Origin of the sequence: Streptomyces sp. NPDC006140 (genome assembly GCF_040628815.1) — a bacterium.
Lineage (GTDB): Bacteria > Actinomycetota > Actinomycetes > Streptomycetales > Streptomycetaceae > Streptomyces.
Genome location: NZ_JBEXTS010000016.1, coordinates 147,164 through 171,504 on the forward strand (window position 1 = coordinate 147,164; position 24,341 = coordinate 171,504).

22 protein-coding genes and 4 pseudogenes are annotated in these 24,341 nt (G+C 69.6%); 11 read left to right on the forward strand and 15 right to left on the reverse strand.

Annotation, left to right across the window (positions count from 1 at the left end):
• Positions 1 to 117: 117 nt before the first annotated feature.
• Positions 118 to 1,197 carry an enoyl-CoA hydratase/isomerase family protein gene (locus ABZ386_RS33710; protein ID WP_358967362.1) on the forward strand — a complete coding sequence of 360 codons (1,080 nt, stop codon included), beginning with the start codon at positions 118 to 120 and terminating at the stop codon, positions 1,195 to 1,197.
• 126 nt (positions 1,198 to 1,323) lie between these two features.
• On the opposite strand, the gene ABZ386_RS33715 is transcribed toward ABZ386_RS33710, so the two are convergent.
• The 4 genes and pseudogenes from ABZ386_RS33715 to ABZ386_RS33730 form a co-directional block, all read right to left on the reverse strand.
• The gene (locus tag ABZ386_RS33715) at positions 1,324 to 2,304 is read right to left on the reverse strand and encodes a VWA domain-containing protein (protein WP_356505838.1); all 981 of its coding nucleotides are present in this window, start codon (positions 2,302 to 2,304) and stop codon (positions 1,324 to 1,326) included.
• Between the two features lie 158 nt (positions 2,305 to 2,462).
• Positions 2,463 to 2,969, reverse strand: a pseudogene (locus ABZ386_RS33720) (IMP dehydrogenase); the annotation flags it as partial.
• Positions 2,970 to 3,053: 84 nt separating this feature from the next.
• Positions 3,054 to 3,275: a hypothetical protein gene (locus tag ABZ386_RS33725; RefSeq protein ID WP_358967365.1), complete on the reverse strand. Its 222-nt coding sequence runs from the start codon at positions 3,273 to 3,275 to the stop codon at positions 3,054 to 3,056.
• Positions 3,276 to 3,435: 160 nt separating this feature from the next.
• Positions 3,436 to 4,611, reverse strand: a complete 1,176-nt coding sequence (locus ABZ386_RS33730; protein WP_358967367.1) for a spore photoproduct lyase family protein — start codon at positions 4,609 to 4,611, stop codon at positions 3,436 to 3,438.
• Positions 4,612 to 4,783: 172 nt separating this feature from the next.
• Between ABZ386_RS33730 and ABZ386_RS33735 the strand changes: the two genes are divergently transcribed.
• The gene (locus ABZ386_RS33735) at positions 4,784 to 4,960 is read left to right on the forward strand and encodes a hypothetical protein (RefSeq protein WP_114249917.1); all 177 of its coding nucleotides are present in this window, start codon (positions 4,784 to 4,786) and stop codon (positions 4,958 to 4,960) included.
• A 180-nt stretch (positions 4,961 to 5,140) separates the two neighbouring features.
• Here ABZ386_RS33735 and ABZ386_RS33740 read toward each other — a convergent pair whose 3' ends face one another.
• The gene (locus ABZ386_RS33740; protein WP_355715607.1) at positions 5,141 to 5,563 is read right to left on the reverse strand and encodes a DUF350 domain-containing protein; all 423 of its coding nucleotides are present in this window, start codon (positions 5,561 to 5,563) and stop codon (positions 5,141 to 5,143) included.
• A 202-nt stretch (positions 5,564 to 5,765) separates the two neighbouring features.
• Between ABZ386_RS33740 and ABZ386_RS33745 the strand changes: the two genes are divergently transcribed.
• Positions 5,766 to 6,542 (forward strand): phytanoyl-CoA dioxygenase family protein, encoded by a 777-nt coding sequence (locus ABZ386_RS33745; RefSeq protein WP_355715610.1) that lies wholly within the window; start codon positions 5,766 to 5,768, stop codon positions 6,540 to 6,542.
• A gap of 103 nt (positions 6,543 to 6,645) precedes the next feature.
• Here the strand turns inward: ABZ386_RS33745 and ABZ386_RS33750 are convergent, their stop codons facing one another.
• Positions 6,646 to 6,981 carry a helix-turn-helix domain-containing protein gene (locus ABZ386_RS33750; RefSeq protein WP_351345898.1) on the reverse strand — a complete coding sequence of 112 codons (336 nt, stop codon included), beginning with the start codon at positions 6,979 to 6,981 and terminating at the stop codon, positions 6,646 to 6,648.
• A gap of 64 nt (positions 6,982 to 7,045) precedes the next feature.
• Between ABZ386_RS33750 and ABZ386_RS33755 the strand changes: the two genes are divergently transcribed.
• Positions 7,046 to 7,891 carry an NmrA family NAD(P)-binding protein gene (locus tag ABZ386_RS33755; RefSeq protein WP_358967369.1) on the forward strand — a complete coding sequence of 282 codons (846 nt, stop codon included), beginning with the start codon at positions 7,046 to 7,048 and terminating at the stop codon, positions 7,889 to 7,891.
• Positions 7,892 to 8,021: 130 nt separating this feature from the next.
• Here ABZ386_RS33755 and ABZ386_RS33760 read toward each other — a convergent pair whose 3' ends face one another.
• The 3 genes from ABZ386_RS33760 to ABZ386_RS33770 all read right to left on the reverse strand — a co-directional run bounded on the left by ABZ386_RS33760 (position 8,022) and on the right by ABZ386_RS33770 (position 11,979).
• On the reverse strand, positions 8,022 to 9,125 hold the full coding sequence (locus ABZ386_RS33760) for a DUF4037 domain-containing protein (RefSeq protein ID WP_358967372.1): 1,104 nt from the start codon (positions 9,123 to 9,125) through the stop codon (positions 8,022 to 8,024).
• Between the two features lie 401 nt (positions 9,126 to 9,526).
• Positions 9,527 to 10,021 carry an ATP-binding protein gene (locus tag ABZ386_RS33765; RefSeq protein WP_358967374.1) on the reverse strand — a complete coding sequence of 165 codons (495 nt, stop codon included), beginning with the start codon at positions 10,019 to 10,021 and terminating at the stop codon, positions 9,527 to 9,529.
• A gap of 143 nt (positions 10,022 to 10,164) precedes the next feature.
• Positions 10,165 to 11,979 carry an ABC transporter ATP-binding protein gene (locus tag ABZ386_RS33770; protein WP_358967377.1) on the reverse strand — a complete coding sequence of 605 codons (1,815 nt, stop codon included), beginning with the start codon at positions 11,977 to 11,979 and terminating at the stop codon, positions 10,165 to 10,167.
• Positions 11,980 to 12,634: 655 nt separating this feature from the next.
• Here ABZ386_RS33770 and ABZ386_RS33775 point away from each other — a divergent pair.
• Positions 12,635 to 13,774: a DUF418 domain-containing protein gene (locus ABZ386_RS33775; protein ID WP_358967379.1), complete on the forward strand. Its 1,140-nt coding sequence runs from the start codon at positions 12,635 to 12,637 to the stop codon at positions 13,772 to 13,774.
• A gap of 213 nt (positions 13,775 to 13,987) precedes the next feature.
• Here ABZ386_RS33775 and ABZ386_RS33780 read toward each other — a convergent pair.
• Positions 13,988 to 14,375, reverse strand: a pseudogene (locus tag ABZ386_RS33780) (nuclear transport factor 2 family protein).
• A gap of 128 nt (positions 14,376 to 14,503) precedes the next feature.
• Between ABZ386_RS33780 and ABZ386_RS33785 the strand changes: the two are divergent.
• Together ABZ386_RS33785 and ABZ386_RS33790 are read left to right on the forward strand one after the other, a co-directional pair.
• Entirely contained in the window at positions 14,504 to 15,082 is a 579-nt protein-coding gene (locus tag ABZ386_RS33785) for a PadR family transcriptional regulator (protein WP_351345913.1), read from the forward strand.
• A gap of 45 nt (positions 15,083 to 15,127) precedes the next feature.
• Entirely contained in the window at positions 15,128 to 15,988 is an 861-nt protein-coding gene (locus tag ABZ386_RS33790; RefSeq protein WP_358967381.1) for an SGNH/GDSL hydrolase family protein, read from the forward strand.
• A gap of 538 nt (positions 15,989 to 16,526) precedes the next feature.
• On the opposite strand, the pseudogene ABZ386_RS33795 reads toward ABZ386_RS33790, so the two are convergent.
• A pseudogene (locus ABZ386_RS33795) lies at positions 16,527 to 16,880 on the reverse strand (helicase associated domain-containing protein); the annotation flags it as partial.
• Here ABZ386_RS33795 and ABZ386_RS33800 point away from each other — a divergent pair.
• Positions 16,880 to 17,319, forward strand: a pseudogene (locus ABZ386_RS33800) (transposase); the annotation flags it as partial. The pseudogenes ABZ386_RS33795 and ABZ386_RS33800 overlap by 1 nt on opposite strands.
• A gap of 52 nt (positions 17,320 to 17,371) precedes the next feature.
• Here the strand turns inward: ABZ386_RS33800 and ABZ386_RS33805 are convergent.
• The gene (locus ABZ386_RS33805) at positions 17,372 to 18,295 is read right to left on the reverse strand and encodes a LysR substrate-binding domain-containing protein (protein ID WP_358967384.1); all 924 of its coding nucleotides are present in this window, start codon (positions 18,293 to 18,295) and stop codon (positions 17,372 to 17,374) included.
• 59 nt (positions 18,296 to 18,354) lie between these two features.
• Between ABZ386_RS33805 and ABZ386_RS33810 the strand changes: the two genes are divergently transcribed.
• From ABZ386_RS33810 to ABZ386_RS33820, 3 genes are all read left to right on the forward strand, one after another.
• A complete protein-coding gene (locus ABZ386_RS33810) occupies positions 18,355 to 18,972 on the forward strand; it encodes a maleylpyruvate isomerase family mycothiol-dependent enzyme (protein ID WP_356505828.1) in 618 nt (205 codons plus the stop codon).
• A gap of 139 nt (positions 18,973 to 19,111) precedes the next feature.
• Positions 19,112 to 19,567: a MarR family transcriptional regulator gene (locus ABZ386_RS33815; protein WP_351345925.1), complete on the forward strand. Its 456-nt coding sequence runs from the start codon at positions 19,112 to 19,114 to the stop codon at positions 19,565 to 19,567.
• Between the two features lie 208 nt (positions 19,568 to 19,775).
• Positions 19,776 to 20,219, forward strand: coding sequence for an ATP-binding protein (locus ABZ386_RS33820; protein ID WP_356505830.1), 444 nt, complete (start codon positions 19,776 to 19,778; stop codon positions 20,217 to 20,219).
• Here the strand turns inward: ABZ386_RS33820 and ABZ386_RS33825 are convergent.
• The 3 genes from ABZ386_RS33825 to ABZ386_RS33835 form a co-directional block, all read right to left on the reverse strand.
• Entirely contained in the window at positions 20,194 to 21,201 is a 1,008-nt protein-coding gene (locus tag ABZ386_RS33825; protein WP_351345931.1) for a LuxR C-terminal-related transcriptional regulator, read from the reverse strand. The two genes, ABZ386_RS33820 and ABZ386_RS33825, sit on opposite strands and share 26 nt — an antisense overlap.
• 472 nt (positions 21,202 to 21,673) lie before the next feature.
• Positions 21,674 to 22,021 (reverse strand): hypothetical protein, encoded by a 348-nt coding sequence (locus tag ABZ386_RS33830; protein WP_351345934.1) that lies wholly within the window; start codon positions 22,019 to 22,021, stop codon positions 21,674 to 21,676.
• Between the two features lie 201 nt (positions 22,022 to 22,222).
• Entirely contained in the window at positions 22,223 to 23,701 is a 1,479-nt protein-coding gene (locus ABZ386_RS33835; protein WP_358967388.1) for a helix-turn-helix domain-containing protein, read from the reverse strand.
• Between the last annotated feature and the right edge of the window lie 640 nt (positions 23,702 to 24,341).

Sequence of the window (24,341 nt, forward strand, 5' to 3'; positions counted from 1 at the left end):
CCCGGCGGCGAGACGGTTCGTTGCCGGCGGTGGCGGACACCGTGTCCTTCACCGGAAACGGAAGGAAGCTGCACGTATGCGCACCACCCCGGCCCACGACCTGGCCGAGACGTTCCGATGAGCGGAGCCGAGGAACCCGTCCTCTTCCACACCACCGGACGCGCCGCCCGCATCACCCTCAACCGGCCTCGGGCCCTCAACGCCCTCACCCACACCATGGTCCGCCGCATCGACGAGGCGCTGACCGCGTGGGAACACGACCCTGCCGTGGAGACCGTGGTCATCACCGGCGCGGGGGAGCGCGGCCTGTGCGCGGGCGGTGACATCCGCGCCATCCACGACGACGCCCGCGACGGCGACGGCTCGGCCTCCCGGGCGTTCTGGCGCGACGAGTACCGCCTCAACGCCCGGATCGCCCGCTACCCCAAGCCGTACCTCGCCGTGATGGACGGCATCGTGATGGGCGGCGGCGTCGGTGTCTCGGCACACGGCAGCGTCCGCGTCGTCACCGAGCGGTCCCGGGTCGCCATGCCGGAGACCGGCATCGGCTTCGTACCGGACGTCGGCGGCACGTACCTGCTCGCTCGGGCCCCCGGCGAACTGGGCACCCACCTCGCCCTGACCGGGGCCCAGGCCGGCGCCGCCGACGCGTTGCTGTGCGGCCTCGCGGACCACTACGTGCCCTCGGCCTCGCTGGGGCGCCTCCTCGACTCTCTGACCGAGCGGTCCGCGAGCGAGGCGCTGGCCGGCGTGGCGCGGACGGCCCCGCAGGGTGTCCTGGCCGGCCGGCGCGACTGGATCGACACCTGCTACGCCGCTGACACCGTCGAGGAGATCGTGCACCGGCTGCTCGCACACGGCGACCCCGACGCCAAGGAGGCCGCGGAGACTCTGCTCACCAGGTCACCGACCGCCCTCAAAGTCACCCTCGCGTCCCTGCGCCGGGCCCGGGCACTCGGCTCGCTGGACCGCGTCCTGGACCAGGAGTACCGCGTCTCCTGCGCCGCCCTCGGCACACCCGACCTGGTCGAGGGCATCCGCGCCCAGGTCGTCGACAAGGACCGCAGGCCGCGCTGGTCACCGAAGACCCTCACCGAGGTCACCGACGCCGACGTCGAGCGCTTCTTCACCCCTCCCGGCCGGCCCGACCCAGGTCTCGCGGCACCAACCGACGCCGCCGCGGAGGATGCCGGGTGAGCGCGCCCGTCACCGGTCCCCACCCAGGACGGGCGGTGCCGCCCCGGCGACGGACGGTACGCCGCTGGTGCTGGTGATGAGGGGCCGGCCGGCGGCGAAGCCTCCGGCCCCCGGATCCACGAGGTGTCAGAGCATCAGCAGCAGCCGCGTATTCGAAACGAGCTTGCGGTTGACGCTGGTGCTCTGCACGAAGATGGTGAAATCGTCGTTGTGGTCCGGCTTGACGCGCACCTCTGCGTTCGGCAGGCCCAGCAGCGTTCGGGCCGCGGGGCCCGTGTACACGCGGTCCGTCTTCTTCTCCAGCACCGCTATCTGCTTCTGCGCCTGGATCTTCTCGGACTTGCTCAACTGGTAGAACGCCGCACCCGTGCGGTAAGGGTGCCCGCACTCGATGACCCACTCCCGGATCCCCGCGTCGCGAGCCACCGGGATCAGCTGGTACTTCGAGGGGTCGACCGGGGTGAGGCCGGCTGCCTTGATGGTGTCCTTGTTGACCGCGTCCGCGCCGGTGGAGAACACCGCCCGCGATCCCCGGATGCCCTGCGTGCGGCCCACCATGAAGTTCTCGGTGGCCTGCCGGATGACCTGCCCGGCCTCCTCCAGCCCCTGTGTGCTGGTGGCGTCCCATATGGCGATGTTGTCCTTGGGGAAGCCGCACTGCATGGCCTCGCGCTTGCCCATCTGGTCGGGCACCAGGACGGCCAGTGTCCAGTTGTCCTGCTGGGTCGCCATCATCTCGGCCACGGCCTTGACCAGTTCACGCGGATCCCGGGCGGGGGAGTCCTCGCAGCGGTGGCTCGCGTTCTCCTGTCCGTCGGTCAGGACGAACGTCAGGAAACTGTGGTCGCCGTACAGTTGGGCCGTCTGGGCCAGTTCCCTCTGCGACTTCAGCGCGGCGGCCAGCAGGGCTGTCATGCCGCCGGGCCGGTACAGCTGCTTCAGCGACGGCATGCGCAGCACGTCCTTGTCGTAGATGACGCACTCCACCTTGTCGGCGAACACGTACACCGTGACGCGCGTTTCCTGGTCCAGCTCCCTCGAACGGCGCGCGAGATAGGCGATCTGCTGGTCGGCGACTTCGACCACCTTGCCGCTCAGATGCGACATCGACGAGCTGGCATCCAGCACGAGCGCAACGTGGTTGATGTAGTTCTGGCTTCCGGTCGTCACAGCTCCCCCTCGTTCCGGCTTGGTGTTCCCACCTTCTCACCCACCACTGACAATCGATCTTGGCTCCGGCGCCCGGGGGAAAGGGCGCGCGCACCTCAGAGGGTGAGGAGCACCGTGGTGACGCGGCGTTCGCCCATCGCCATGTATCCCTCGGGGGCCCGCTCCAGGGGCAGGGTGAGGTCGAAGACCTTGCCGGGGTCGATCTCGCGGTCCCAGATGAGCCGGATCAGCTCGGGCAGGAACCGCCGTACGGGCGCGGGCCCGCCCAGGGTGTGGATGCGCCCAGGTGCCCGCCGCCGCAGCGGGCCGGCTTCTGCCGCTCGGGGTGACGCGACATGGCGATGATGCGTCCCGCACCCAGCTTCCTGGCGGCCAGGACGGCCATCAGACAGACGGCGGCGTACCAGCCGGTGCCGAGGACGTCGGAGGCGAGGCGGGGATCAGCTCTGGGCCGGGCTGCCCGGGAGTGGCGACCAGGGTGCCGGCGGCCAGTGGGATACGGGCCTTCTCCGCCTGGATCCGACCACGAAGTCCCCGGGCCTGACGGTATTCACCTCGGAGCCGACCTTCTGGACCACGCCCCCGTACTCATGACCCATGGGCGTGTGCATGACTAACCCGCGCATGGGTTCTGTCTCCTTGTTCTGCGGCGGGGATTTTCTGTGACGGTGGCGTCGGTTCGTTCTTCAGCTCGTCCCACCGAATGCGTCGGCGGCCCGGGCGGGGGAGGCGGGCGACGGCCCCGGACGGCGGCGCTGGACCAGCGCGACGGTGACGGCGGGGACCAGGGTCAGCGCCGCGACGACCGTGCCGACGGCGGCGGGGCCCGTGACCCCCAGGGAAAAACCGATGGCCAGCCCGGCGATCCAGGAGCCGACGGCGGTCGAGCCGTCGACATCCCGCCCCACGTCCAGTGGACCTCGACTCCATGACGCGACGAAGACCGGCTCAGACTCCTCGCCAGCTGGGCGGTCACCTCCGACGGGAACCACCAGGGCCCCCTCGACACCCGTGACCGCCTCGGATGAGGCCGGAGGAGAACTGCACCGCCCTTACGACGCCCCGCTCTCAGAAGGCATACCGCACCCGGAGCCACGGCGCATGGCGGCCGATCAGGGCGCGCAGCGTCCGCACGGCATCCCCTTTTACCCTGTTGCGGTAGCGGACGTTCAGGGCACCGTTCTCGGAGCGCTTGGCCTGCTGGAGCTCAGGTCGCCACAGCACCTCCTCGGCTCGGGGATGCCAGCCGAGATTGACCTCGTGCAGCTCCTGGTTGTGCGTGAGCATGATCACCTCAGCGGCGGCCTGTTGCTTCACCCTCCGTGGCAGGACGTCGTCGAGGTGGACGAGCAGCTCGGCCCAGGCGTCCTGCCAGCCGGGACGGACGACCACGGGGGAGAGGTTGAGGTGCACCTCGTACCCCGCGTCAAGGAAGTCCGCCGCGGCGCCGATGCGCTCGGCGACGGGTGAGGTGCGCACGTCGAGCAGCCGGGCGTCGTCCGGCGGCATCAGCGAGAAGCGGATGCGGGTGCGCCCCCGGGGGTCGAGGGCCAGCAGGTCGGGGTTGACGAACTTCGTGGCGAAGGATGCCTTGGCCGTGGGCCACTGCCGGAACGCGTGCACCAGATCCGCGGTGTTGTCGCAGATCAGCGCGTCCACCGAACAGTCGCCGTTCTCCCCGATGTCGTACACCCATGCCTCGGGGTCGCACTGGTTCGGCTCGGGCTTGGGCCCCTGCCGCGCCACGTGCCGGGCGAGGTGGCCGATGATCCGGTCGATGTTCGTGAAGACGGTGATGGGGTTGGCGTACCCCTTGCGCCGGGGCACATAGCAGTAGGCGCAGGCCATGGCGCAGCCGTTGGAGGGTCCGGGGGCGATCCAGTCCGCCGACCGGCCGTTGGGACGTGTGGTGAGGGTCTTCTTCTCACCCAGGACCAGCGTCTCGCCCTTGACACGCACCCAGCGCTCGATGTTGCCCTGGTTGCCGTGCAGCCCGGGGATGCGCCAGTGGGAGTCCACCATGGTCACGCGCGCGCCGGGGAACCGGGCGGTGATCTGCCTCCCGCGCGGGGACGCGGCAGCCGCGGGCTCGGCGAAGATCTCCCGCACGGGCAGCATCCGGCGGGCCTCCGCGGAGGTGCGGAAGGAGGGGTGCCGGTCGGTGGCGGCGGGTGCGGGGGTGAGGGCGTCGAGCTCGAACAGCGCGCCGGAGTCGTCGTCCGGACCGCCGGACGGGTGGTGCATGAGTGCTCCCGGACGAATGGTGCGAGAGGCGAAGGGGCCCGGTCACTTCCACTCTACGGGGCGCACATCACCGCCGCGCCCGAGCGTGCCGCGCACGGTGCGTGAGCGGGACCGCCGGGGGCATACGGGTGACAGGAACCCTCGGCCGGCACCTCACCCAAGGAGGCACAGAGTGCTGGGCATCATCGCGGCAGTCCTGTTTCTTCTCGCCTTCCTCATCAACGCGGCGGAGATCTCCACCAACGACGTCTTCACCTCGACCAACGTCATGCTGATCGGGCTGGCCCTGCTCGCCCTGCACGTCGCGGGGGTCGGCAGCGGCTGGTCGGCACGGGGCCGCAGGCGCTGACCGGCCGCAGGCAAGGACCGAGCGATACGGCCGCCCAGCGCTCGGCGACCTGCCCGACCGGGGCGGCGGCCGCTCGGCCCGAAGCGGTCGGGCAGCCCCCGTGACCACTGACGGCCCGCCCCGCCGGAGCACGCTCCCTCTCTCAGCGGCCGCCGCAACACCTTCCCACAGGACCAGGGTTCAGGCGATGGACGCCGAAATGACGGCGGAGACAGCGAGGTTGCAGGACGCCGTCACCCAGACCGCGGGATGAGGCTCTGTCTCGACCAGCGTCGCGCCCAGGCGCCCCGGCGTGATCAGGTCCACCACCAGGAACGCCACGGCCATCATCACCAGCCCGAGCAACCCGAAGGCCGCAGTCGAGACCAGCCCCTTGCCGAAGTGCTCGTACGTCGTCCAGATGGACGTGAACACGATGCCGCCGATCCCGAGCAGTGCGGAGCTGAGCACCACGGCGGCGTTGCGGTTGCGCTGTTCCCATATCTGTCGGCCGAGCTTTCCGGGCGTCAGCACGTCGACCAGGACGATGCCGAGGACCAACAGGACCAGGCCCAACCCGCCGTACGCGGTGGCCCGCCCGAGTCCGTTGACGATGTCGCTCATGGGATTGCCGACTCCAAAGGGTTGAGATCGTGAGTGATCGCGTTCAAGGAGAGGCAAAATCTAGCGCAGACGGTCCGTCCTCTGATCATCGCCCGGCCTTCTGCGTGAACTGGCGTGACTCTGCAACCCGACCCGCGCGCCCGACAAAGGTGGTGGAGAAAATGTCGGGTGGCCGGAACGGGTGCCGCCACACGATGGGGGCATGGACGACACGACCTTGGTATCCACCTTCATCCGCGACGGTTACGTGAAGTTGGAGGGCGCCGTCGCGCCGCGCGTGGCCGCGGACTGCGCGCGGCTGCTGTGGCGGGAGACGGGCTGCGACCCGGACGATCCAGCGACGTGGACGCAGCCGGTGCACTGGGTGGCCGGCATGGCACAGGGGCCGTTCGCGGCCGCACCCAACTCCCCGTCCCTGCACCGCGCGTACGACCTGCTCGTCGGCGCGGGACGCTGGGAGCCGCGCTACTCGCTGGGCGCGTTCCCGCTCCGCTTCCCGCACGAGGAGGAGCCCGACGACGCGGGCTGGCACATCGAGGGGAGTTACCTGCCGGAGGGCGAGAGCTGGTACTTCACGAACCTGCGCTCCCGGGACCGGGCGTTGCTGATGCTGTTCCTGTTCAGCGAGGTCGGTGAGGAGGACGCCCCCACACGAATCCGGGTCGGCTCACACCTCGACGTACCGAAGGTCCTGGAGAAGTACGGGGAGGACGGGGCGAGTGGATTGGCCCTCGCGCCCGATCTGGTGGCGGCGTCCGACCACCGCCCACTCGCCTACGCCACCGGCTCCCCGGGCGACGTCTTCCTGTGCCATCCGTTCCTGGTGCACGCGGCGCAACCGCACCACGGGGTGCGACCGCGCTTCATGGCCCAGCCTCCCCTGATGCCGGCCGCGCCGTACGAACTGGAGCGGGCCGACGGCGCCTACTCCGCCGTGGAGATCGCGATCCGCCGGGGCCTGGGACAGGACGGTCACTAGCCTGTGCCGCTCCGACTGGCCATGCGCGGCTTCGGCTGCGGTTCCCCGATGCCGACGAACCGCTTGTCCCGCTCGGGGCGGAGCCCCAGCGGCGTCGCGTACGTCAGGTGGTGACGTCTGCCTCCGGGTCCGGCACCGCCATGGCCCAAGTGCCCATGGCGTCCAGGACATCGCGCAGCCCCTCGCCGAGAGGAGTCAGCGCGTACTCGACGCGCGGCGGGACCTCCGCGTAGGTCGTGCGGGTGACGATGCCGTGCCGCTCGAACTGGCGCAGCCGGCTGGTCAGGGTGTGGGGGCTGATGCCGGGCAGCGCCTCGCGCAGCTGGTTGAACCGGTGGGGACCGTGCAGCAGTTCGCGCACGATCAGGGTGGCCCACGGGCCGTTGAGCAGCGTGAGGAACCGGGCGACGCCGCACTCGGGGAGACAGGGATCGGTCACAACTTTGACCGTACGCCATTAGTGCAGTTGATGTAACTGGTGTATCGCATGCACTAATGGCGCCATGACCTACGTGATTCACGGCGCCACCGGCGCCCAGGGTGCCCCCGTCGTCGCCGTTCTCTCCGCCGCGGGCAAGTCCGTGACCGCTCTGACCCGAGACGCCGACGCCGTCGTGGACGGCGCGCAGCGCGTCGTAGCCGCCGGCTACGGCTCCACCGCTGAACTGACCGAGGCATACCGCGGTGCTGACGGCGTGTTCGTCCACCTGCCGGTGGTCTCCGAAGAGGACCGCCGCACCTACGCGCACAACATCGTCGCCGCTGTCCGCGCGGCCCGCCCGGCCCGAGTGGTGTTCTCCACCAGCGGTACCCCGATCGACCCGGAAACCGGCGGCGCGGCCGCGGCCCTGGCCGACGGGCTGGCCGACTCCGGGGTGCCCCATGCGGTGATCACACCCACGTTCTACCTGGAGAACCTGCTCATGCCGTACGTCCTCGACGCGGTCCGCGAGCGAGGCGTACTGCCCTATCCGATCCGCGCGGACTTCCCTGCCTCCTGGGCGTCTCACCTGGACATCGCCGATGTCGTCGCCGCTCTGTTCGACCGCCCGGACATCACCGGTGTGATCTCCGTCGGCCAGTACCCGGCGATCACCGGCCCGGACCTGGCCGAGGCGTTCGGCGCCCACTTCGGCAAGGACGTGCTCTTCGAGCAGATCACTCCCGAACAGTTCCGCAGCTCCGTCGCACCTTTGATCGGCGAGGGCCCCGCCGCCGACGTCGCCGGAGCCTACGCGGCCATGACCACCCTGGCGGACCGCTCGATCACGCCCGAGAACTCCGCCCAGAAGCTGCTCGGCATCACCCCTCGCACCACCGGGCAGTGGTTGACCGACATCGGCCTCTGACCGTAACCACGATCGGCTTGGGCCGCTTTCGTCAGGCAGGACTTGGCAAGCCGCCGTACCCGACGGACGGCTGCCCCTGTGACACATGGAGGAGTACGAGCGAGGTGCGGTTCACAGGCCGGGCACATCGTCACGGCGGTGGGACGGAGGTGGCGGCCCGGGTCACCGCTCGTGCCCGTCCTGGGCGGCTGAGGGCGTCGGTGTTGTCGATGAACTGGTCGACCGTGCCGGTCGGCGGCAGTGCGCGCACGGCTGGGTCGGTGATGCGGGCTGCCAACGCCGCGGTGAAGCGTTCAGCGTGCAGGACCTGGAACGGTCTGCTGTGGTAGGTGCGCGTGGTGGGGTCGACCGGGTCGGTGAGGCGGAGCCGGTTGTGGGCGGCGGCGACGGTCTCGTAGGCGCGGGCCAGGTGGTGCTCGCGGGTGTGCCAGTCGGTGGCGGCGAGGGTCGCGGAGAGGACGGGCGTGAGGACGGCTGCCTGCGGGGTGCGGGCGAAGGCGCTGCCCAGCCATTTGCTGTAGGGCGGGTAGCGGCGGTCCATGAGCAGACAGAGCCGCATCAGATCGCGGACCAGGCGGGCGGCGACGACGGCGGAGCCGAGTTCGTCGTCCACTTCGCCGCACCGGCCGACGAAGGCCTCCTCCTGGGAGATGCGCTGCCACTGGCAGGCAAGCACGTGCAGCCAGAGATCGTGGGGATACCAGGCGAGACGCTCGCGGGCCGGGGCGAGTCGGCCGAGGCCGTCATGGAAGACGGCGCCGGCGGTGACTTCGGCCAACCGCTGCGTGGGAGTGGCCAGCCAGTCCGTCAGGGTGACGCCCCGGCCGGGGTCGAAGCCCAGTTGCTCGGTGAACCAGGTGGCTGGGTCGGTGATGTCGACGCGGTGGTGCACCGGCCCGTCGGTCGCCTGCATGACGCGGATACCCGCCTCGGCTGTGGGGGCGAAGTGGGTGGGGAAGCCGTGGAAGGTCTTCGGCAGACGTGCGGAGAGCAGGTCTTTGATCGCCGCCCCGTGGCGGGCGACATCGTCCGGGCACAGAAGAAGCTGGAGGCGGGGTCCCCACTCGTGGTCGGCGGAGCGGGCGGTGTCGAATCCCAGGACTTCCGAGCCGCTGCCGAGACGGGCGGCGGAGTGACAGATGCCGGGGGCGGCCTCGTCCAGCAGGGGCCGGACGGCTTCGAAGTAGAAACGGCGGGAGAGCTCCAGTCCGGGGGTGAAGGACGGTGTGGTCATGGCCCAGAGCCTGCCGGACCGCCATGACGGTGGGCGAAGGCTTTTCCCGGGACCCGCGGCCTGGTGAGCGCAACGCCCGGCCTGACAGCCACTCGGTAAGACAGTTCTGAGTGCCTGAAGAACCATCGACCTTGATCTCGTACGCCTACGGTCCCGCCGGCAGCTGCGGCACGGGCCGCGCGAGGGCGACGTCTACGGGCCACTCCCCACGATCAGCCTGCGCCCCAATGACGCCGGCCGCCTGCTGGCGGGCTCCCTGGCCGCCAGCAGGCGGCCCGGGGGGATGGGCGCGCCGCCGCCCTCTCATGACCAGGTGTCGAGGCCGGAAGGGGCCCGCCCCCGCTGGCCGAGGAAACCGGCGCCAGCCGACGGTTGACCGGACCCGCACCGCAGGGGCGCGGTCATCCGCGCCGTTCCGGAGGCGGGTTGTCGAAAAGACCCAGCTCGTCGTCGTCGGGCGCCTGGAAGAACTTCGCGTACTCCTCGAGCAACTCGCGGCTGACTGGAACGGTCCCCGGCCCACCCTCCCGGTTGCGGGCTTCGAGGCGCCGGCACAAATCATCGACCGACGCAGCAAGGTAGTGCAGCTCGACGGGAACCCCGAGTGCATGCGCCGCCAAACGCTTCTCATCCCGCTCAGCGCTCCGCCAGAAGCCGAACTCCAAGATCACGGTCTGTCCGAGCCTCAGCAGATCCTGGGCATGAGCCCAAAACCGCCCCTCAAGCCGGTCGCGTATCCGCTCATCGAACAGGTCGACACCAAGATCTGCCAGCCATTCGTCCGGACACAGACGCACCGCTGGAATCTCTCTCGCCAGGCGCTTGGCCAGCGTCGTCTTCCCAGAGCCAGGAAGCCCACAGAGCAAGATCAGCCTGGGCTCGGGACTCGCATCCATCAGGTGCCTCCACAGCACCGCGGCAAGGTCATGCCGACATGCTCGCGCAGCCGCTCCGAGTAACGGAAATGGGTTTCCGTGTCAGTGACCGCACTGCCGGGAATGTGGTGGTGGACGGGTCGGGCGACCTGGCGTGTGGTGTGTCATCGCGTGGGGGTCAGGAGCTGGGTGGCGGCCAGTTGTGCGTAGAGCTGGTCCTGGGCCACCAGTTCCTCGTGGGTGCCGACGGCCCGGACCTGTCCGCCGTCCATGACGATGATCCGGTCGGCGCCTGTCACGGTCGACAGGCGGTGGGCCACGACCAGCACGGTGGTCTGGCGGGCCACCTGCGTGATGACGTTCCGCAGTGCCAGTTCGTTGACGGCGTCGAGCTGCGAGGTCGCCTCGTCCAGCAGCAGTAGGCGTGGCCTGCGCAGCAGGGCGCGGGCGATGGCGAGGCGCTGCCGTTCGCCGCCTGACAGCTTTGAGCCGCGGTGTCCGACCGGGGTGTCCAGGCCGTGGGGGAGGCGCTCGATGAGGGTGTCGAGTTTCGTGCGGGTCAGGACGTCGCGGATGTCGTCGTCGGTTGCGCCGGGTGCCGCGAGGAGGAGGTTCTCTCGCAGCGTGCCGGCCAGTACTGGGGCGTCCTGTTCGACGTATCCGATGGCGGACCGCAGTGCGGACAGGGACCAGTGCTGGATGTCGTTGTCGTCGACCAGGATCCGGCCGCCGGTGGTCTCGTGGAACCGTTCGAGGAGTGCGAACACGGTCGACTTGCCCGCGCCGGAGGGGCCCACGAAGGCCGTCATCCCGGTGCCCGGTACCTCGAAGCTCACCTGCCGGTGGACATGCGGCTGGCCCGGGCGGTAGCGGAAGGACACGTCCTCGAAGCGGACCGATGCCCCACCCGGGTGCGGTGCCGGACCCGGCTGCGGTGTCCCCTGTCTGGGCAGGGCGCCCGCCGGATGGTCGGTGGGCTCCGTCGCCAGGCGTTCCACCTGAGCGATCCGGGAGATGGCGGCCGCTGCCTCCTGATAGGAGGACACGGCTTCGACCAGCCTGGACACCGGCTCGATCAGGTAGAAGAGGTACAGCAGGAAGGCGATGAGGGTGGACACGGGGATCTCCCCGGACGCCACGCGCGTGCCGCCGACCGCGAGCACCGCGAGGAAGGCGAGCTGGACGGCGAGTTCGTCGGCCGAGCCGGCCGCGGCCTCCCACTTCGCGCTCTTCACGCCGTGCCGCCACGCCCGCCGCGCCGCCGCCTCCACCCGGGCGGTCTCCCGCTCCTCGGCGCCGGACGCCTTCACCGTACGGAACGCCCCGAGGGTCCGCTCCAGTGCGACGGAGACCTCCCCGACCGCCTGCTGCGCCCGCTCGGTGGCCCGCGCGATCTTCGGCATCACCAGCGCGACGGCCCCGCCGACCAGCACGACGACCCCGAGCGTCACACCCAGCAGCACGACGTCCAGGAACGCCATCATGACGATGGCTGCCGTGAAGGTCACTGTTCCCGTGGCGGCGGAGACGACCGCCTGGGTGCTGACCGCCCGCAGCAGCGTGGTGTCGGAGGTGATCCGGGACATCAGATCGCCCGGCGGGATCCGCTCGAACTCCGCGATCCGCAGCCGCAGCAGCCGCCCCACGAGGGTGCGCCGCGCGGCCAGGACCACCGACTCCGCCGTCCGCTCCAGCACATACGCGCCGAACGCCTCGACCGCCGTGCCCGCCACCACCAGCACGGTGAGCGCGATCAGGATCCCGGCGATGGTCTCACCTGTCGCGAGCCGGTCCACCAGCGCCTTCGTGGCCAGTGGCTGCAGCAGTCCCCCGGCGGCACCGGTGAGGGCACACAGCAGGCCGAGGGTGACGGCCCACCAGTGCGGCCGCACATACGCATACAGGGCCCTGGCTGTCTCCCGGGCGGACAGGGAGGTCTCGTGGGTCTCATCCGTCGTCGGGGCGGATGCGGTGTTCACGTAATTCCTTTCTTCTGCGGTCGGCCTGGCACGGTGTCGGCGGCGTCGGCCGGACCGGCCTGGCACGGTGTCGGCGGCGCCGGGCGGGGAGGGCGTGATTGTGTGCCGGCTCAGCGGAGGAGTCCGGTTGTGTTCGTGGCGGCGGCGCCCGCCAACGTTTCGACGGACTTCGGGTCGTACGACCGGCGGGGCGAGTGCCCGCTGCCGGCATCAGGCGGAGGGGAACTCCGCCGCCTCCTGTGGGTCGGCGTCACGGCCCGGCACGTCGTCCCATGGCGTGAGAAGGGTGTCGGGCTGTTTGTGTCGCGCACGGTGTGTCATGCCTCCAGCCTGGAATCCGGGCCTGTGTGCGCCCATCCGGCACCTGTCGGGTTCACCCCCGCCGAGTGGCTGAAGGAGATCGTCGTCGAGTCGCAGCGGTTGGCACCGGACAGGCCGGAGGTAGGACTGCGCCGGTCGGCGGGGTGGTACCCGCCGGTCGGCGGGGCCGTTGCCGAAGCCTGCCGGATGGCTCCCTGCCCGGCGGCGAGGCGAGAGTCTCCGCATGCCACAGACACCAACGACACAGCAGGGCACGCCGGCCCCGCGGGAGAACTCGCCTCCGCCGCCCCTCACCTCCCCCGGGTGCGCTGCGCCCGTCTCGCCCGGTCCCTCGATGGGACGTCTGGTCGGCGTGGATCTGGCCCGTGCGCTGGCGGTGTTCGGCATGTACGTCGTGCACATCGGCCCGCCGCTGTCGGCCACGAGCGGCGTCGCCGGCTGGATCCGGTACCTGGCGGACGGTCACTCCTCGGTCCTGTTCGCCACCCTTGCCGGGTTCTCGCTGATGCTGATCGCCGGCCGCCGGGAGCCGAAGACCGGCCTGGCCGGCCGGCAGGCGAGGGCCCGGATCGCGATCCGGGCCGTGGTCCTGCTGGCGCTGGGCACGACGCTGGCGGTGGAGTACGGGGGAGTGATCAGCCTCGGCTTCTACGGGGTCTACTTCCTCCTGGCCCTGCCTCTGGTGCGTCTGAGCGCGAGGACGCTCGCGATCGTCGCGGCAGGGATCGCGCTCGTCATGCCGCAGCTGGCGTTCGTCATGACCTCGCTGCTGTCTCCGTCGGTCCAGGAGAGCATCAACGCCTACGACCTGCTCTGCCGGCTCAGTGGGGTGGGAGTGCTCGATCTGCTGCTCACCGGTTTCTACCCGGCGCTGACGTGGATGTCGTTCGTGATCGCGGGTATGGCGCTGGGCCGCCTGGACTTGTCCTGCGGCACGGTCCGGTGGCGTCTGGCCGCGTTCGGTGCCGTCCTGACCGTGGCCGCGTACGGCATGTCCTTGCTGCTGGCCGGCCCGGGCGCGTTGAGGAGCATGGCGGAAGACGGGCCGTCGTCCTCCGGCTCCGGGTCGATGCCCTCCGGCGGCGGGTCGTTGCCCGATATGCCGGCGTCGTCGCTTCTTTCGGCCGGGCCGCACAGCGGGACCACGTTCGACATCATCGGCAGCGTCGGCATCGCGATCCTCGTGATCGTGGGCGCGACGGTGGCGATGGAGCGCCTGCCGCGACTGCGCCGTCTGGTAAGGCCGGTCATCGCTGTGGGCACGATGTCCCTGACCGCCTACGTCGGCCACTTCCTCGCACAGTCCGCGCTGTCCGTGCCCGCCGGGACCGGCACCCAGCAGTCATGGGTGCCGCTGCTGATGTTCATCTTCGGGGTCACTCTGTTCGCGGCCTTCTGGTCCCGCTTCTTTTGCCGCGGCCCCCTGGAGTACCTGCTCAACGCCGCCACCAAGCCGGCGAAGCACATCCGATGAGACCCGGCCGGGTGGGGCGCCTCCACGTCCCACCCCGGGGACACCTGGTGGCGGCGCCGTGCCGAATGCGAAGCGCTCGCGGCGAAGGACGTGGCACAGCCGCCGGGGATGGGGTGACGCTGCGCCAGGAGGTGCATCGTCCCGTATGTCGGCGGGTGGCGGCGGTGAGTCAGGCGTTGCCGTGCCGATGACCACGGCGTCGGCTGCTCGGGCTCACTGCTCGGCGGTCTGGCGGGTGATCTTGTTGATCTGGGTGCCTATGGCCTCGGACAGCGTGTGGGCGGCCGGCAGCGGGCGTGCCATCACCGTGAAGTCGTCGATCTTGCTGTCCTTGTCGAGGTGCAGGAAGTCGCAGCCCTGGAGCTTTTTCCGGTGACGCTCGCGGTGAAGACGAACGCGTGGTCGCGGCCGTCGGGGTCCGCGGTCTCCCGGACGTAGGTGAAGTTCTCCAAGACCTGTGTCACAGCGCGCAGGCGGCGGTGATCGCTTTGCCCGGGTACGGCTTGAAGGCGACCGGGCTGGTGAAGACGACGTCGTCGGCCAGCAGGGCGGCCACGGCGTCCGGGTCGCCGTTCTCGACGGCCTTGCGGAAGGGGTGCATGATCAATCTTTATATTCAATAAGTTGCATATGTGCGGAGGAGGGTAGAGGCGACTGCGCTGCTTGGCGAGGGTGCGGCGCTGCGGGAGTGCTCAGCACTGGACACTCGCGGGGCCGTACCGTGCTCCCATGGCATTGCGGAACGCGGTGATGGCCGCGCTGCTGGAGGGCGAGGCGTCCGGTTACGACCTCGCGAAAGGCTTCGACGCGACGGTCGCGAACTTCTGGACGGCGTCGCCTCAGCAGCTCTATCGGGAGCTGGAGCGCATGGAGGCCGAGGGGCTGGTCACCGCTCGCCTCGTCGAGCAGCGGCGTCGTCCCAACAAGCGGCTGTTCTCCCTGACGGAGGCCGGGCGGGAGGCGGTGCGCGCATACACGGCCGAGCCGCCGGGCCGGCCTGCGGTCATCAGGGACGAGCTGCTGGTCAAGGTGCAGTGCGCGGACGCCGGCGACGTCGAGGCGGTGCGCGCCGCCGTCGTCGAACGCATGGGGTGGGCCACGGCCAAGCTGGCCCGCTACGAGAGGATCCGGCAACGGCTGCTGGGCGGCCGCTCGGAGGAGGCGTACTTCGCCGAGGCCGAGCGTATCGGCCCGTACCTGACGTTGCTGCGCGGGATGTCGTTCGAGCGGGAGAACCTCCAGTGGGGCGACATGGCGTTGCGCAGGCTCGACCAGCGCGCCAAGATGCTTACTCAAAAAATTGACTAGGATGGTGGCTCTTGGCGGTGATCGCAGACAAGGAGCCGGCCGCACATGTCAGGCACTGAGACCCGCTTCCTGCGCTTCGTGGCCCTGGGCGACAGCCACACCGAAGGAGTCGGCGACGGCGACGATGTGACAGGCCTGCGCGGGTGGGCCGACCGGCTCGCCGAGCACCTGGCCCGGCACAGCCCGCAGCTTCGGTATGCCAATCTCGCCGTGCGGGGCCGTCTGGCCGGGCAGGTCCACGCACAGCAGTTGCCCGTGGCGCTCGCGCTGCGGCCGGACTTCGCCACGGTCGTGGCCGGAGTCAATGACATGCTGCGCCCCCGCTTCGATGCGGATGAGGTGGCCGCGCATCTGGAGGCGATGTTCGCCGCGCTCACCGGCCAGGGGGCGCGCGTGGCCACGCTCACGATTCCCGACATCACGTGCCTGACTCCACTGGCCCGTCCGCTCCGGCCGCGTCTTGAGGCGCTGAACCACCGCGTTCGCGCCGCGGCGCACCGGCACGGTGTCGTCGTCGCCGACGTCACCCGGTATCCGGTGGCCACCGATCCACGCCTGTGGAGTCAGGACCGCCTCCACTGCAGCCCGCTGGGCCACCAGCGGATCGCGGCGGCGCTCGCTCACTCGCTCAACCTGCCGGGCACCGACGACTCCTGGACCCACCCGTTGCCCGTCCTTCCTGTCGGCCGGGCACGCTTCCTGCGTGCCGCGTCAGCCGAGGCGCGCTGGCTCGCCGGATTCCTCGGTCCGTGGATCGGCAGGCGCGCGCGTGGGCGCTCCTCCGGAGACGGCCGCGTGGCCAAACGCCCGGGCCTCCTGCCCGCCCCCAGCTCCGGCCAACGCCTCGGCCGCACCTTCCAGCGTGGACAACAGCCCTCCGCCGACCCGGCAGACGCCTCGCAGTAGCGAGATCCGCTGGTCCGAGCATCAGAAGCGGCCGGTGCCTGCCCGAGGCGGGAACGACGAACGATGCCCAATGTGTGTCCCAGCTCGTCCACGAGGGCTTGGCAGTACTGGGTGAGCGCGGCCTGCAGCGAGGCCTCGCTGTCGGCGACGGAGTCCATGGCCGGTGCACAGGCCCGTCACAGCGAACGGAAGCGAAGATGCCGTGATCCGCGCCTGGGTGAGGCTCTGCCCCATGAGGATCGCAAGATCGCGCCGCCGGTGTGAGGCGAGCGTGGCACGGTGAAGCCCGGCGCAGGCTGCGGATCCGTGACGCCCTCTCCGTACGTGCGCGCGGCCCCTCGCCACACTGATGCACACGCTGTGATCACCCTGCGGCCCCGATGACAGCGCCGGTGGCGACCGACAGCAGGCACCGGTCCGCGCAGTTGCCAGGACGCCCAACGGTCACGGCCTGAACCTGCCAACAGCACGTCATCCCTGGACCAGGACCAGGACCAGGACCACTGCAGCCTCGGCCCGGTCACGGCGCAGGAAGCGGTCAGACGCTGCCCGGGCCTGCCTGGACAACCGTCACCGGCTTCGCCCAGTCCACGCCCAGTTCCCGCGGCGTCCAGCTGCTCCTGGTCAAGCCGGTCCCGCCTCGATCTGGTGTTCGCTACCCACACGCCCAGCTTCACGACCACCGGCTCCCTCTCGCCGTCGACCTTGATCTGTTCAGCGCGGCCGCCTGGCACCGGCCGGTGTGCGCCTTCCCGCTCCACCCGCTGCGCGAGGGCCGCCAGGCCGCGTTGGAATGCCTGCTGCGCCTTGCCCGGGCCCTGCCCTTACGTGTGGCCGCCGGGCCGGCAGACGGCGCCTCAAGCGGCTCGATGCCCAGCGTGGTCAGCCGTTCGGCAGTGGGCCGAGCGCGGGGGCAGACACAAGGACCCCGACCGCGACCCCGCCGCAGGCGCCGGGCCACCTGCAATCGCTGCGGTGGAGTGCGGCACCTGTTCGCCGCCCTGGACCTGGCCAAGGACAAGCTCTACGGTCGCATCAAGCCGATTAAGAGGCGGACGCAGTTCCTGGAGTTCTGCCGCTACCTGCGCAGCCTCTACCCGCCCGAGGTCCGCATCGCGATCGTCTGTGACGACTTTCCCCCGCACCCGAGCACGAAGAATTGCCAGCGGGTCGGCACCTGGGCGGCCACGAGCAACGTCGAGATCGCCTACACCCCGACCAACAGCTCCTGGCTCAACCGCATCGAGGCCCGGTTCACCGCCCTGCGCTGCTTCACCCTCGACGGCACCGACCACGCCACCCGCAAGGAGCAGGGCAGCATGATCCGCCGTCAGTGCCTGCTTCTGAACTTGCGGAATACTTTGGGGTGGCCTGGCCACGTTCCTAGTGCTGTGAGGGTTTGGTCGGTGGGAGGGCCTTTTGCATGCGGATGAGGAGGGCCTTGGCTGCCGGAGTGGTGGGACCGTCCGTCGGCCATGCGAGAGCAATCCGGCCGCGGAGGCGGGGGGAGGTCAGGGGCAGAGTGCGGAGGCCGAGAGCGGCTGCGGCTTCGGACGGGATCTCCGGGAGGATGGCAACTCCGAGGCCGCGGACGGCGAAGCGTGTCAGCAGGCTCGGCGCGGCGGCCTCGAAGGCGATGCGTGGCTGGAAACCGGCCTGTCGGCAGGCGCGTTCGAGTGCGCCGCGTATGCCGGTGCCGCGTGGAAGGCTGATCAGTGGGCGGTCGGCGAGCGCGGCCAGTGGGAGTGCTGTGCGGCCGACGGGGAGCAGCAGTGGATCCTTTGGGGTCATGGCGGCGACCAGTGGAGTGTCGATCACGACCTGGAGGCTGGTGCCCGGCAGGGGATCGTCGTCGGTGACGCCGACGATGGCGAGGTCGAGTTCACCGCGACGCAGGGCGGTGAGCATGCGTGCTGAGGTGTCCTCGGTGAGGGAAATCTCCACCTGCGGGTGCTCGTCGTGGAAGTTGGCGAGCAAGGCGGCCAGGTCGTACTCGTCGGTGGCGGCCCCTGAGACGACGCCGATGGTGACATGTCCTCGCACCAGACCGGTGAACTCGTCCACCGTCTGCCGCATCCCCTCGATGGCCGCAAGTGCTGCCCGCGCATAGGGAAGGACAGCCTCGCCCGCTTCGGTGGTGGTCACCCTTCGACCGGACCGGTCCAGCAGGGGTTGCCCAAGTTCCCTCTCCATCTGCCGGATCTGGGCACTCACCCCCGGTTGCGCAACATGCAGGCGGGCCGCGGCGCGGGTGAAGTTGGCTTCTTCGACGACGGTGAGGAAGTACTGCAGCTGGCGGAGCTCCATAAGCGGAGATGCTAGTTGCGAGCATTACTGTCTCTTGGACTTCTGGCCCAGCGTCCGAGATGCTGGTGATCATGAAGAGGGCAGCGGTGGACGTTCGTGCCGAGATCGCAGCCGAGCGGCGCGAACTGGCGGACGTGCTGGACGGACTGACCGATCACCAGTGGGATGCGCCGACCTTGTGCAGCGGGTGGCGGGTGCGAGAGGTCGCCGCACACATGAGCATGGGATTCAGGTACTCGTACGGCAGGACGGCGCTGGAGCTGGCTCGGTCGCAAGGCAACCTGCACCGGATGACCGACCGCGTCGCGCGCCGCGACGCCGCTGTCCTCACGCCCCATGAACTCGCCGCAGCACTGCGGGACAACGCCCATCACCCCTGGAGGCCGCCGGTGGGCGGCCCGGCAGCGGCACTCGGGCACGATGTCATTCACGGATCGGACATCACCGTCGCGCTCGGGATCGGGCGACAAGTCCCCATGGAACGCCTGCGGATCGTGCTGGAAACCGTCAAGCCGAGCACGCTCCGCTTCTTCCGAGCGAACCTCGGCGATGTCGAACTGCGGGCCACCGACCTGGAGTGGTCGTACGGCAGGGGCACCCAGGTGGCGCGCCCCGCTCAGGAGCTCCTGCTGCTTGCCTACGGGCGCAGGCTCCCAGCGGTGCGCGCAGACGACTGATGCCGACGCGGTCCCACGTGAGCTGACCGCAGTCGAGAGGCGACAGTTGCTGATGCCCAAAGTGAGCCGCGGTGGCTGTCCACGTGGCGTGGCCGCTCGCACGGCGCGGTGGGCGAACCTGCAGAGAGAAGGTGGCGTGATGAAGTACTCGCACGACGACGAAGAGCTGGTGAACCAGCCGATCGGGTACTGGACATGGGCCGCGAACAAGACGCTTACGGCGTACGTCAGGGGGCGGCTCGCGGCCATCGGAATCACACAGCCTCAGTGGTGGGTGCTGCACCAGGTGCTGCACAGCGAAACCGGGGCCACGCGGGACGAGGTGATCAGTGCCCAGCAGGCCAACCTGGACGTTGGCGCCGGCCTTGCTCCCGACATCGACCTTCTGGTGGAGCGGAAGCTGCTCGTGCTGGATAGGAACGGCCGACTCCAGATCACCGACGAAGGCAGGGCGCTGCACCAGCGCGCCGCCGAGACTCAGCGCGCCAGCCGGACACAGGTGCACACGGGTATCCCGGACGAGGAATACCTGATCACCCTGAAGGTACTGCAACGCATGATGCGCAACGCGGGTGGAGACATACCCCCGGGGTGATGATCGACATCCCGACCTTCCTGCCCCCTCCGGGGGCAGGAACGTTCGGCCAGAGGTGCGCCGCAGTGATATTCCGAACAGGCGGGCGTCCGATTTAGTGCCTGCTTCGGGACTCTGACCTGCGGCTATGCTCTGGACATGGCCGCTGAGGATGTTCCGCAGACGCTGTTTGATGAGGTCTGCCGGACGTTCACCCGTGCCGGGTTCGATGTCACCTCGGCCGGCAGGGAGAGGGGGACGGGCCTGCGGGTGCACCCGCGAACTCGAACCCGGCGAGGACGTCCGCAAGATCACCTTCCGGGCCCGGCCCACCGCCCGCGCGGTGCGCTACGAACTGTTCACTGCCCTCGACCTGGCCGGCCAGCCACCGCGCCACCCCAGCGAATTCGACCGACTGCTGAAAACCTCCCTGGCCGAGCGCCCCCGCACCTTCCTCGTCGACGAGGCCCAGTGGCTCAACGGCGAGGCGTTCGAATACTTCCGCTCCCTGTGGGACGAACCCTCCACTCAGCTCGCGATCATCTTCGTCGGCGGCGAGGGCTGCCACACCGTGCTGCGCCGTGAACCGATGCTCTCCTGCCGCATCTTCATCTGGCAGCACTTCCCCCGCCTCACCCCCAGCGAGGTTAGACACTCCCGGAATTTGGAGTGAACCAGCCGTGACTGACGGCGCGGACACCGGCTTGGAAGCGGCTGCGGGCGCCGAGGCGGGTCATCAGTTCGGCAGCGAGGCGGCGGGCGGTGCGGGGGGAGACCCCGAGGCGGGCGGCGATGGACTCGTCGGTGTAGCCCTCGGCGAGGAGTTCAAGGACAGTGCGTAGCTGGGGGGTGAGGTCCTGTTCGTCGTTTTGTACAGGCTGGTCGGTGAGGGGGTTAGCGGAGCGCCAGGTTGTGTCGAAGAGGGCGCAGAGGACTGTGAGAGTGCCGTCTCCGGTGAGTTGGAGGGCGCCGCGGGCCGGGTCGTCGCCGCGGACCGGGATGAGGGCGGTGTGGCGGTCGAGGATGAGGATGCGTGTGGGAAGCTGCGGGACGGTGCGTACCTCAGCGCCGAGTTCGGCGAGGCGCATCGCGTGTGACATCGTGGCAGGGCTGTTGCGGATGCTGTCGAGGTAAATGGTGCGCATCCGGACGCCACGTTCCAGGAGTTGCTGGTTGAGCGGGGCGGAGGCGCGCATGTTCTCCGCGGACTGGGGACCTCCCGGGGCGAAGGACAGGACTTCGTTGTCCACCTTCTGGGTCAGCAGCATGAGGCGCTCCCGTACCTCGTCGAGGCCGACCAGTTGCTCGACCTCGGGGTGCGGGCTGTGCGAGCTGAGCCTGCCGTACTCGGCGATCAGGCCCGCCGCAGCGGTCTGGGAGACCTCCACCTGTTGCTGGTGGGCGGCGAGTTCGGCACGCTGGCGGGAGAGCAGCAGTTCCAGGCCGACCTCGGGGCTGACGGCGCGCAGTCTCCCGGAGGCGGTCTGGGACGGCTGGACCAGTGCTAGTTCACTCAAGGTGTCCAGCGCCTGACGCACTCGGGACTCAGGTATCCCGGTGTGCTGGGCGAGTCCGGTCAGTCCCTCCTCAGGGTTGGTGAGCATCGCCCGATAGACGGATTCCGCCGAGGCGTCCAGCCCTAGTGATCGCAGCACGTTACCTCCCCGTAGTGCCAACTGGTGTCCGGTGCAGCCCCAGGGCATTGCGTGGCGCTGCAGAGGGCGCCTGCACGAACCGTCCCGCCGAACGCCGCGACGTCGCCCACGGCTCCGTGATGCCAGAAGCCGCCTGAGATCCTCATCACCTGCAGGCGCGCCCCGGTTTCACGCCGCAGTCAGCTGGTGCCCGCTCCCACCAGCACTCCAACCGGCGGGAGCAGACGCTCGGCCTGGAAGTCGCCCCTGGCATCGTTCGCCGATGCCACCACGATCCCACGTGGGTCGGCCAGTTGGTCGCTGGGGCTATGACTGATACCCGGTCCGGGTGCGCCGGGCTGTGCAGGCCAGCATGTTGCCGCCGTTGTTGACGTGCAGGACATGGGTGGTCAGAGCGGGATGGAGGCTGCGACGTGATCGCTGATCTGTGTGCGACGAACCGAGCCCGCGCCGAGGCGTGAGCGCGACTGGCTCAGGCGGCGAACACGCCGGTGCGACGGGTATCTCCGTCACCGTATTCGAAGAAGATTTTGAACGGCTGGCCGTCCTGGACGTGGGAGGCCAGCACCGTCCACTTGCCCGCCTCGGCCTTCTTGGCGCCGCCGTCCTGGCAGTACAACGGCGAATAGTCACTGCGGCTGTAGAAGCAGACCTGGGCGTATTGGGTGGTGTTCGGCCAGATGTTGATATCGCGGCAGCGGCTCGACGTATGGGCGTACCAGTTTCGGCCTTCGGGCATCCAGTAGCCACGGACGTCGTACTTGGCCTTGCCGTCATAGCAGGCATCAGCCGCGCTGGCCACCGACGCGGTGGCTGTCAATCCGACGAGTGTTGCTGCAGTCATAGCCAGAGCAGCCGCAGCGGAGGCAAGTCTACGCATTCCATCCCCCTTTTACTGGTGTGCGCCGGAATGGCGCGTTGGTCAGTTGGCCCGAAATCACAGGCCGGGTGGGACAGACTTTAGAAAGCGCTGTGGGCGGCGGGCAATGTGCACGGTGCGCAGTTGTGGGGTTGCGGCTGTTCACGGTGCACGGTCGGTGATGCGGAAGGCGTTGACGAGGTCGTGGGTGCCGGGGCCTGGGGTCTGGAGGCTGCGTTTCAGGAGTTGTTCGGCGGTGTGCAGGTGGGCGCGGACGGTGGTGCGGCTGATGCCGAGGGTTTGGGCCGTTCGCTGGGCATCGGTGCCGGCTTCGATCCAGGCTCGCAGGGTCTGGTGCACGGTGCGGTCCGTGCCGGGCTGCAGGGGGTGGAGGAAGGCGTGGGCCCAGGTGATGGCCGCTTCGGTGGACAGCAGACTGTCCACCGAAGGCGTCGGCACATGCTCGGCTATGGCGTTGTCGTCGGGTGGCGGGAGGTCGGTGATCGCCAGGGCCAGGGCGAGCTCGGCGCGGCTGCGGGGGTCCCGCAGGTTGAGGCCGAGGGCGTCTTGGGCACGCTTCAGGTGGGCGGTGACGGTGTTGCGGCTGACGTCGAGCAGCCGCGCCACACCGGAGCGGGGAAAGTTCAGGGCCAGGCTGGTGATGTCGAGGGTGAGCCGGGGGGCCGCTCTGATCGGATCCAGGAAGGCACGGGCCCAGGCGAGGGCTTGCCGACGCGGGAGTAGCCCGGCCAGAGGTGGCCGGCCGTGGTAGTCGGCGACCCGTTCGGGCGTGTGGCCGGCGACGGCCAGGGCATGGCGGGCTTGATCGTAGGCCTGCGCAGTGGCCCGCAGGGGCACGGAGGTGCTGATGCCCAGCGCGTAGTGCGGGTTGTCTCGCACCAGCGCCCGCAAGGGCGCGGCCAGGCCGCCATCCACACAGTCGCCGTCGTGGTCCGTGGGCAGGAGACAGATGAGGTGGTCGTCGTAGACAGGGCAACGCACCATCATTCCGCGACCGTGATAACTGGACGCATCCTGGTAGGCATCGATGAGCCTGCCGCGGTCTGAGGGCGGGCAGCGCAGCAGGTGGACGCTCAGACGTTCAGCGTCCAGCAGCGGCGGAACGGCGCCGGCCGTCATCCGGCGGGCCAGCGTCGGTTCTCCAGCCATCAGGGCCGTGAAGACCGCCAGGCGCAGCTGCGCTGCCGCCTGCTGATAGCGCAGGGCGAGGTCGTCGGCCTGCCGGACACGTCGCAACACCTCGACCATGGCGCCGACATGGGACGCCAGCGCCAGCGCCTCGCGTGTCAGCGGTGACCGGCTGCCCACCACCAGCACCGGACGCGGCACGTGCCGTCCCAGCGCTTCGCACCGCACATGGAACACACCCACCTGCGAGGCCGCAGCGGCCAGCTGTCCGCTCGACAACTGCGTCAGCATCGGCTGGAGACTGGCAAGAATGTCCGGCGTAAGCCTGGCAGTGAACACCTCCACCTTGCCCGCGCGGTCGACCAGGGCTATCTCCGCGCCGAGTTGCCGCCCCAACCAGTCCATCAGCGTCTGCGGATCAAGATCGGCATCTTGGCAGACATGAGGCCTCAACTGACGCAGCAACTCATCGAGCACCTGAGGTGTCGGCACGCCCCTCCTCCGTCAGCTTGTCGGCCGCCTTGTCCCAGTCAGCCAGCGCGCACTTCTGGAAGTACCGGCGGATCTCCGCACGGTGCTCCGTGAGTGCCTGGCCGACCCGCTCACGCAGCGCCCGCTCCTACGATGAAACCCTCCGCCGTATGAACGACGATGGCCTCACCCGCAGGTGAGCCACGCCGGTCCGTCCCGATGCTCCCACCGAAGCCCGTCCCATCCACTCCGGCTCGCCTACACCGAGGCGTTGGAAGACGACCGCGCGACTCTTTGCAGCCCCATCTGACGCCACGCCACCCGCCCCCACAAGAGGTGGATCAGAGCCGCTTGCCACGGCCGCCGTCAGAAGAGTAAGACGTTCTCAGCCCCCACCCTCGAATCAGATGAGGCGGACCGTGACTACTGCGGTCGATCTCGAGGTTCAAAGACGGGTTCTCAAGCCGCCCTCTGACGGTTGCGCTGACCAGACCCCCGATTCGCCTGCCCCGGCCGGTTGCAACTCCTCTTCTCCCAGCACTGATGTGCCTGGAGAAGCGTCCCGGGCCCGGGAGGTGGTGGCGGGGGGTGGAGTGGTCTTGGGTGGTGAGGTCCTGCTCACTCCTTGTTCGGCTGCGTTTGGCTGCGCCTCGCCAGGTCG

Bases quoted from the DNA above. Each gene is read 5' to 3' on its own strand.
- ABZ386_RS33745 (WP_355715610.1), top strand. From the start codon at position 5,766: ATGGACGACACGACCTTGGTATCCACCTTCATCCGCGACGGTTACGTG.
- ABZ386_RS33805 (WP_358967384.1), bottom strand. From the start codon at position 18,295: ATGGAGCTCCGCCAGCTGCAGTACTTCCTCACCGTCGTCGAAGAAGCC.
- ABZ386_RS33820 (WP_356505830.1), top strand. From the start codon at position 19,776: ATGTCACCTCGGCCGGCAGGGAGAGGGGGACGGGCCTGCGGGTGCACC.
- ABZ386_RS33730 (WP_358967367.1), bottom strand. From the start codon at position 4,611: ATGCACCACCCGTCCGGCGGTCCGGACGACGACTCCGGCGCGCTGTTC.
- ABZ386_RS33710 (WP_358967362.1), top strand. From the start codon at position 118: ATGAGCGGAGCCGAGGAACCCGTCCTCTTCCACACCACCGGACGCGCC.
- ABZ386_RS33740 (WP_355715607.1), bottom strand. From the start codon at position 5,563: ATGAGCGACATCGTCAACGGACTCGGGCGGGCCACCGCGTACGGCGGG.
- ABZ386_RS33765 (WP_358967374.1), bottom strand. From the start codon at position 10,021: ATGGATGCGAGTCCCGAGCCCAGGCTGATCTTGCTCTGTGGGCTTCCT.
- ABZ386_RS33785 (WP_351345913.1), top strand. From the start codon at position 14,504: ATGGCATTGCGGAACGCGGTGATGGCCGCGCTGCTGGAGGGCGAGGCG.
- ABZ386_RS33775 (WP_358967379.1), top strand. From the start codon at position 12,635: ATGGGACGTCTGGTCGGCGTGGATCTGGCCCGTGCGCTGGCGGTGTTC.
- ABZ386_RS33715 (WP_356505838.1), bottom strand. From the start codon at position 2,304: ATGTCGCATCTGAGCGGCAAGGTGGTCGAAGTCGCCGACCAGCAGATC.
- ABZ386_RS33790 (WP_358967381.1), top strand. From the start codon at position 15,128: ATGTCAGGCACTGAGACCCGCTTCCTGCGCTTCGTGGCCCTGGGCGAC.
- ABZ386_RS33810 (WP_356505828.1), top strand. From the start codon at position 18,355: ATGCTGGTGATCATGAAGAGGGCAGCGGTGGACGTTCGTGCCGAGATC.
- ABZ386_RS33815 (WP_351345925.1), top strand. From the start codon at position 19,112: ATGAAGTACTCGCACGACGACGAAGAGCTGGTGAACCAGCCGATCGGG.
- ABZ386_RS33760 (WP_358967372.1), bottom strand. From the start codon at position 9,125: ATGACCACACCGTCCTTCACCCCCGGACTGGAGCTCTCCCGCCGTTTC.
- ABZ386_RS33755 (WP_358967369.1), top strand. From the start codon at position 7,046: ATGACCTACGTGATTCACGGCGCCACCGGCGCCCAGGGTGCCCCCGTC.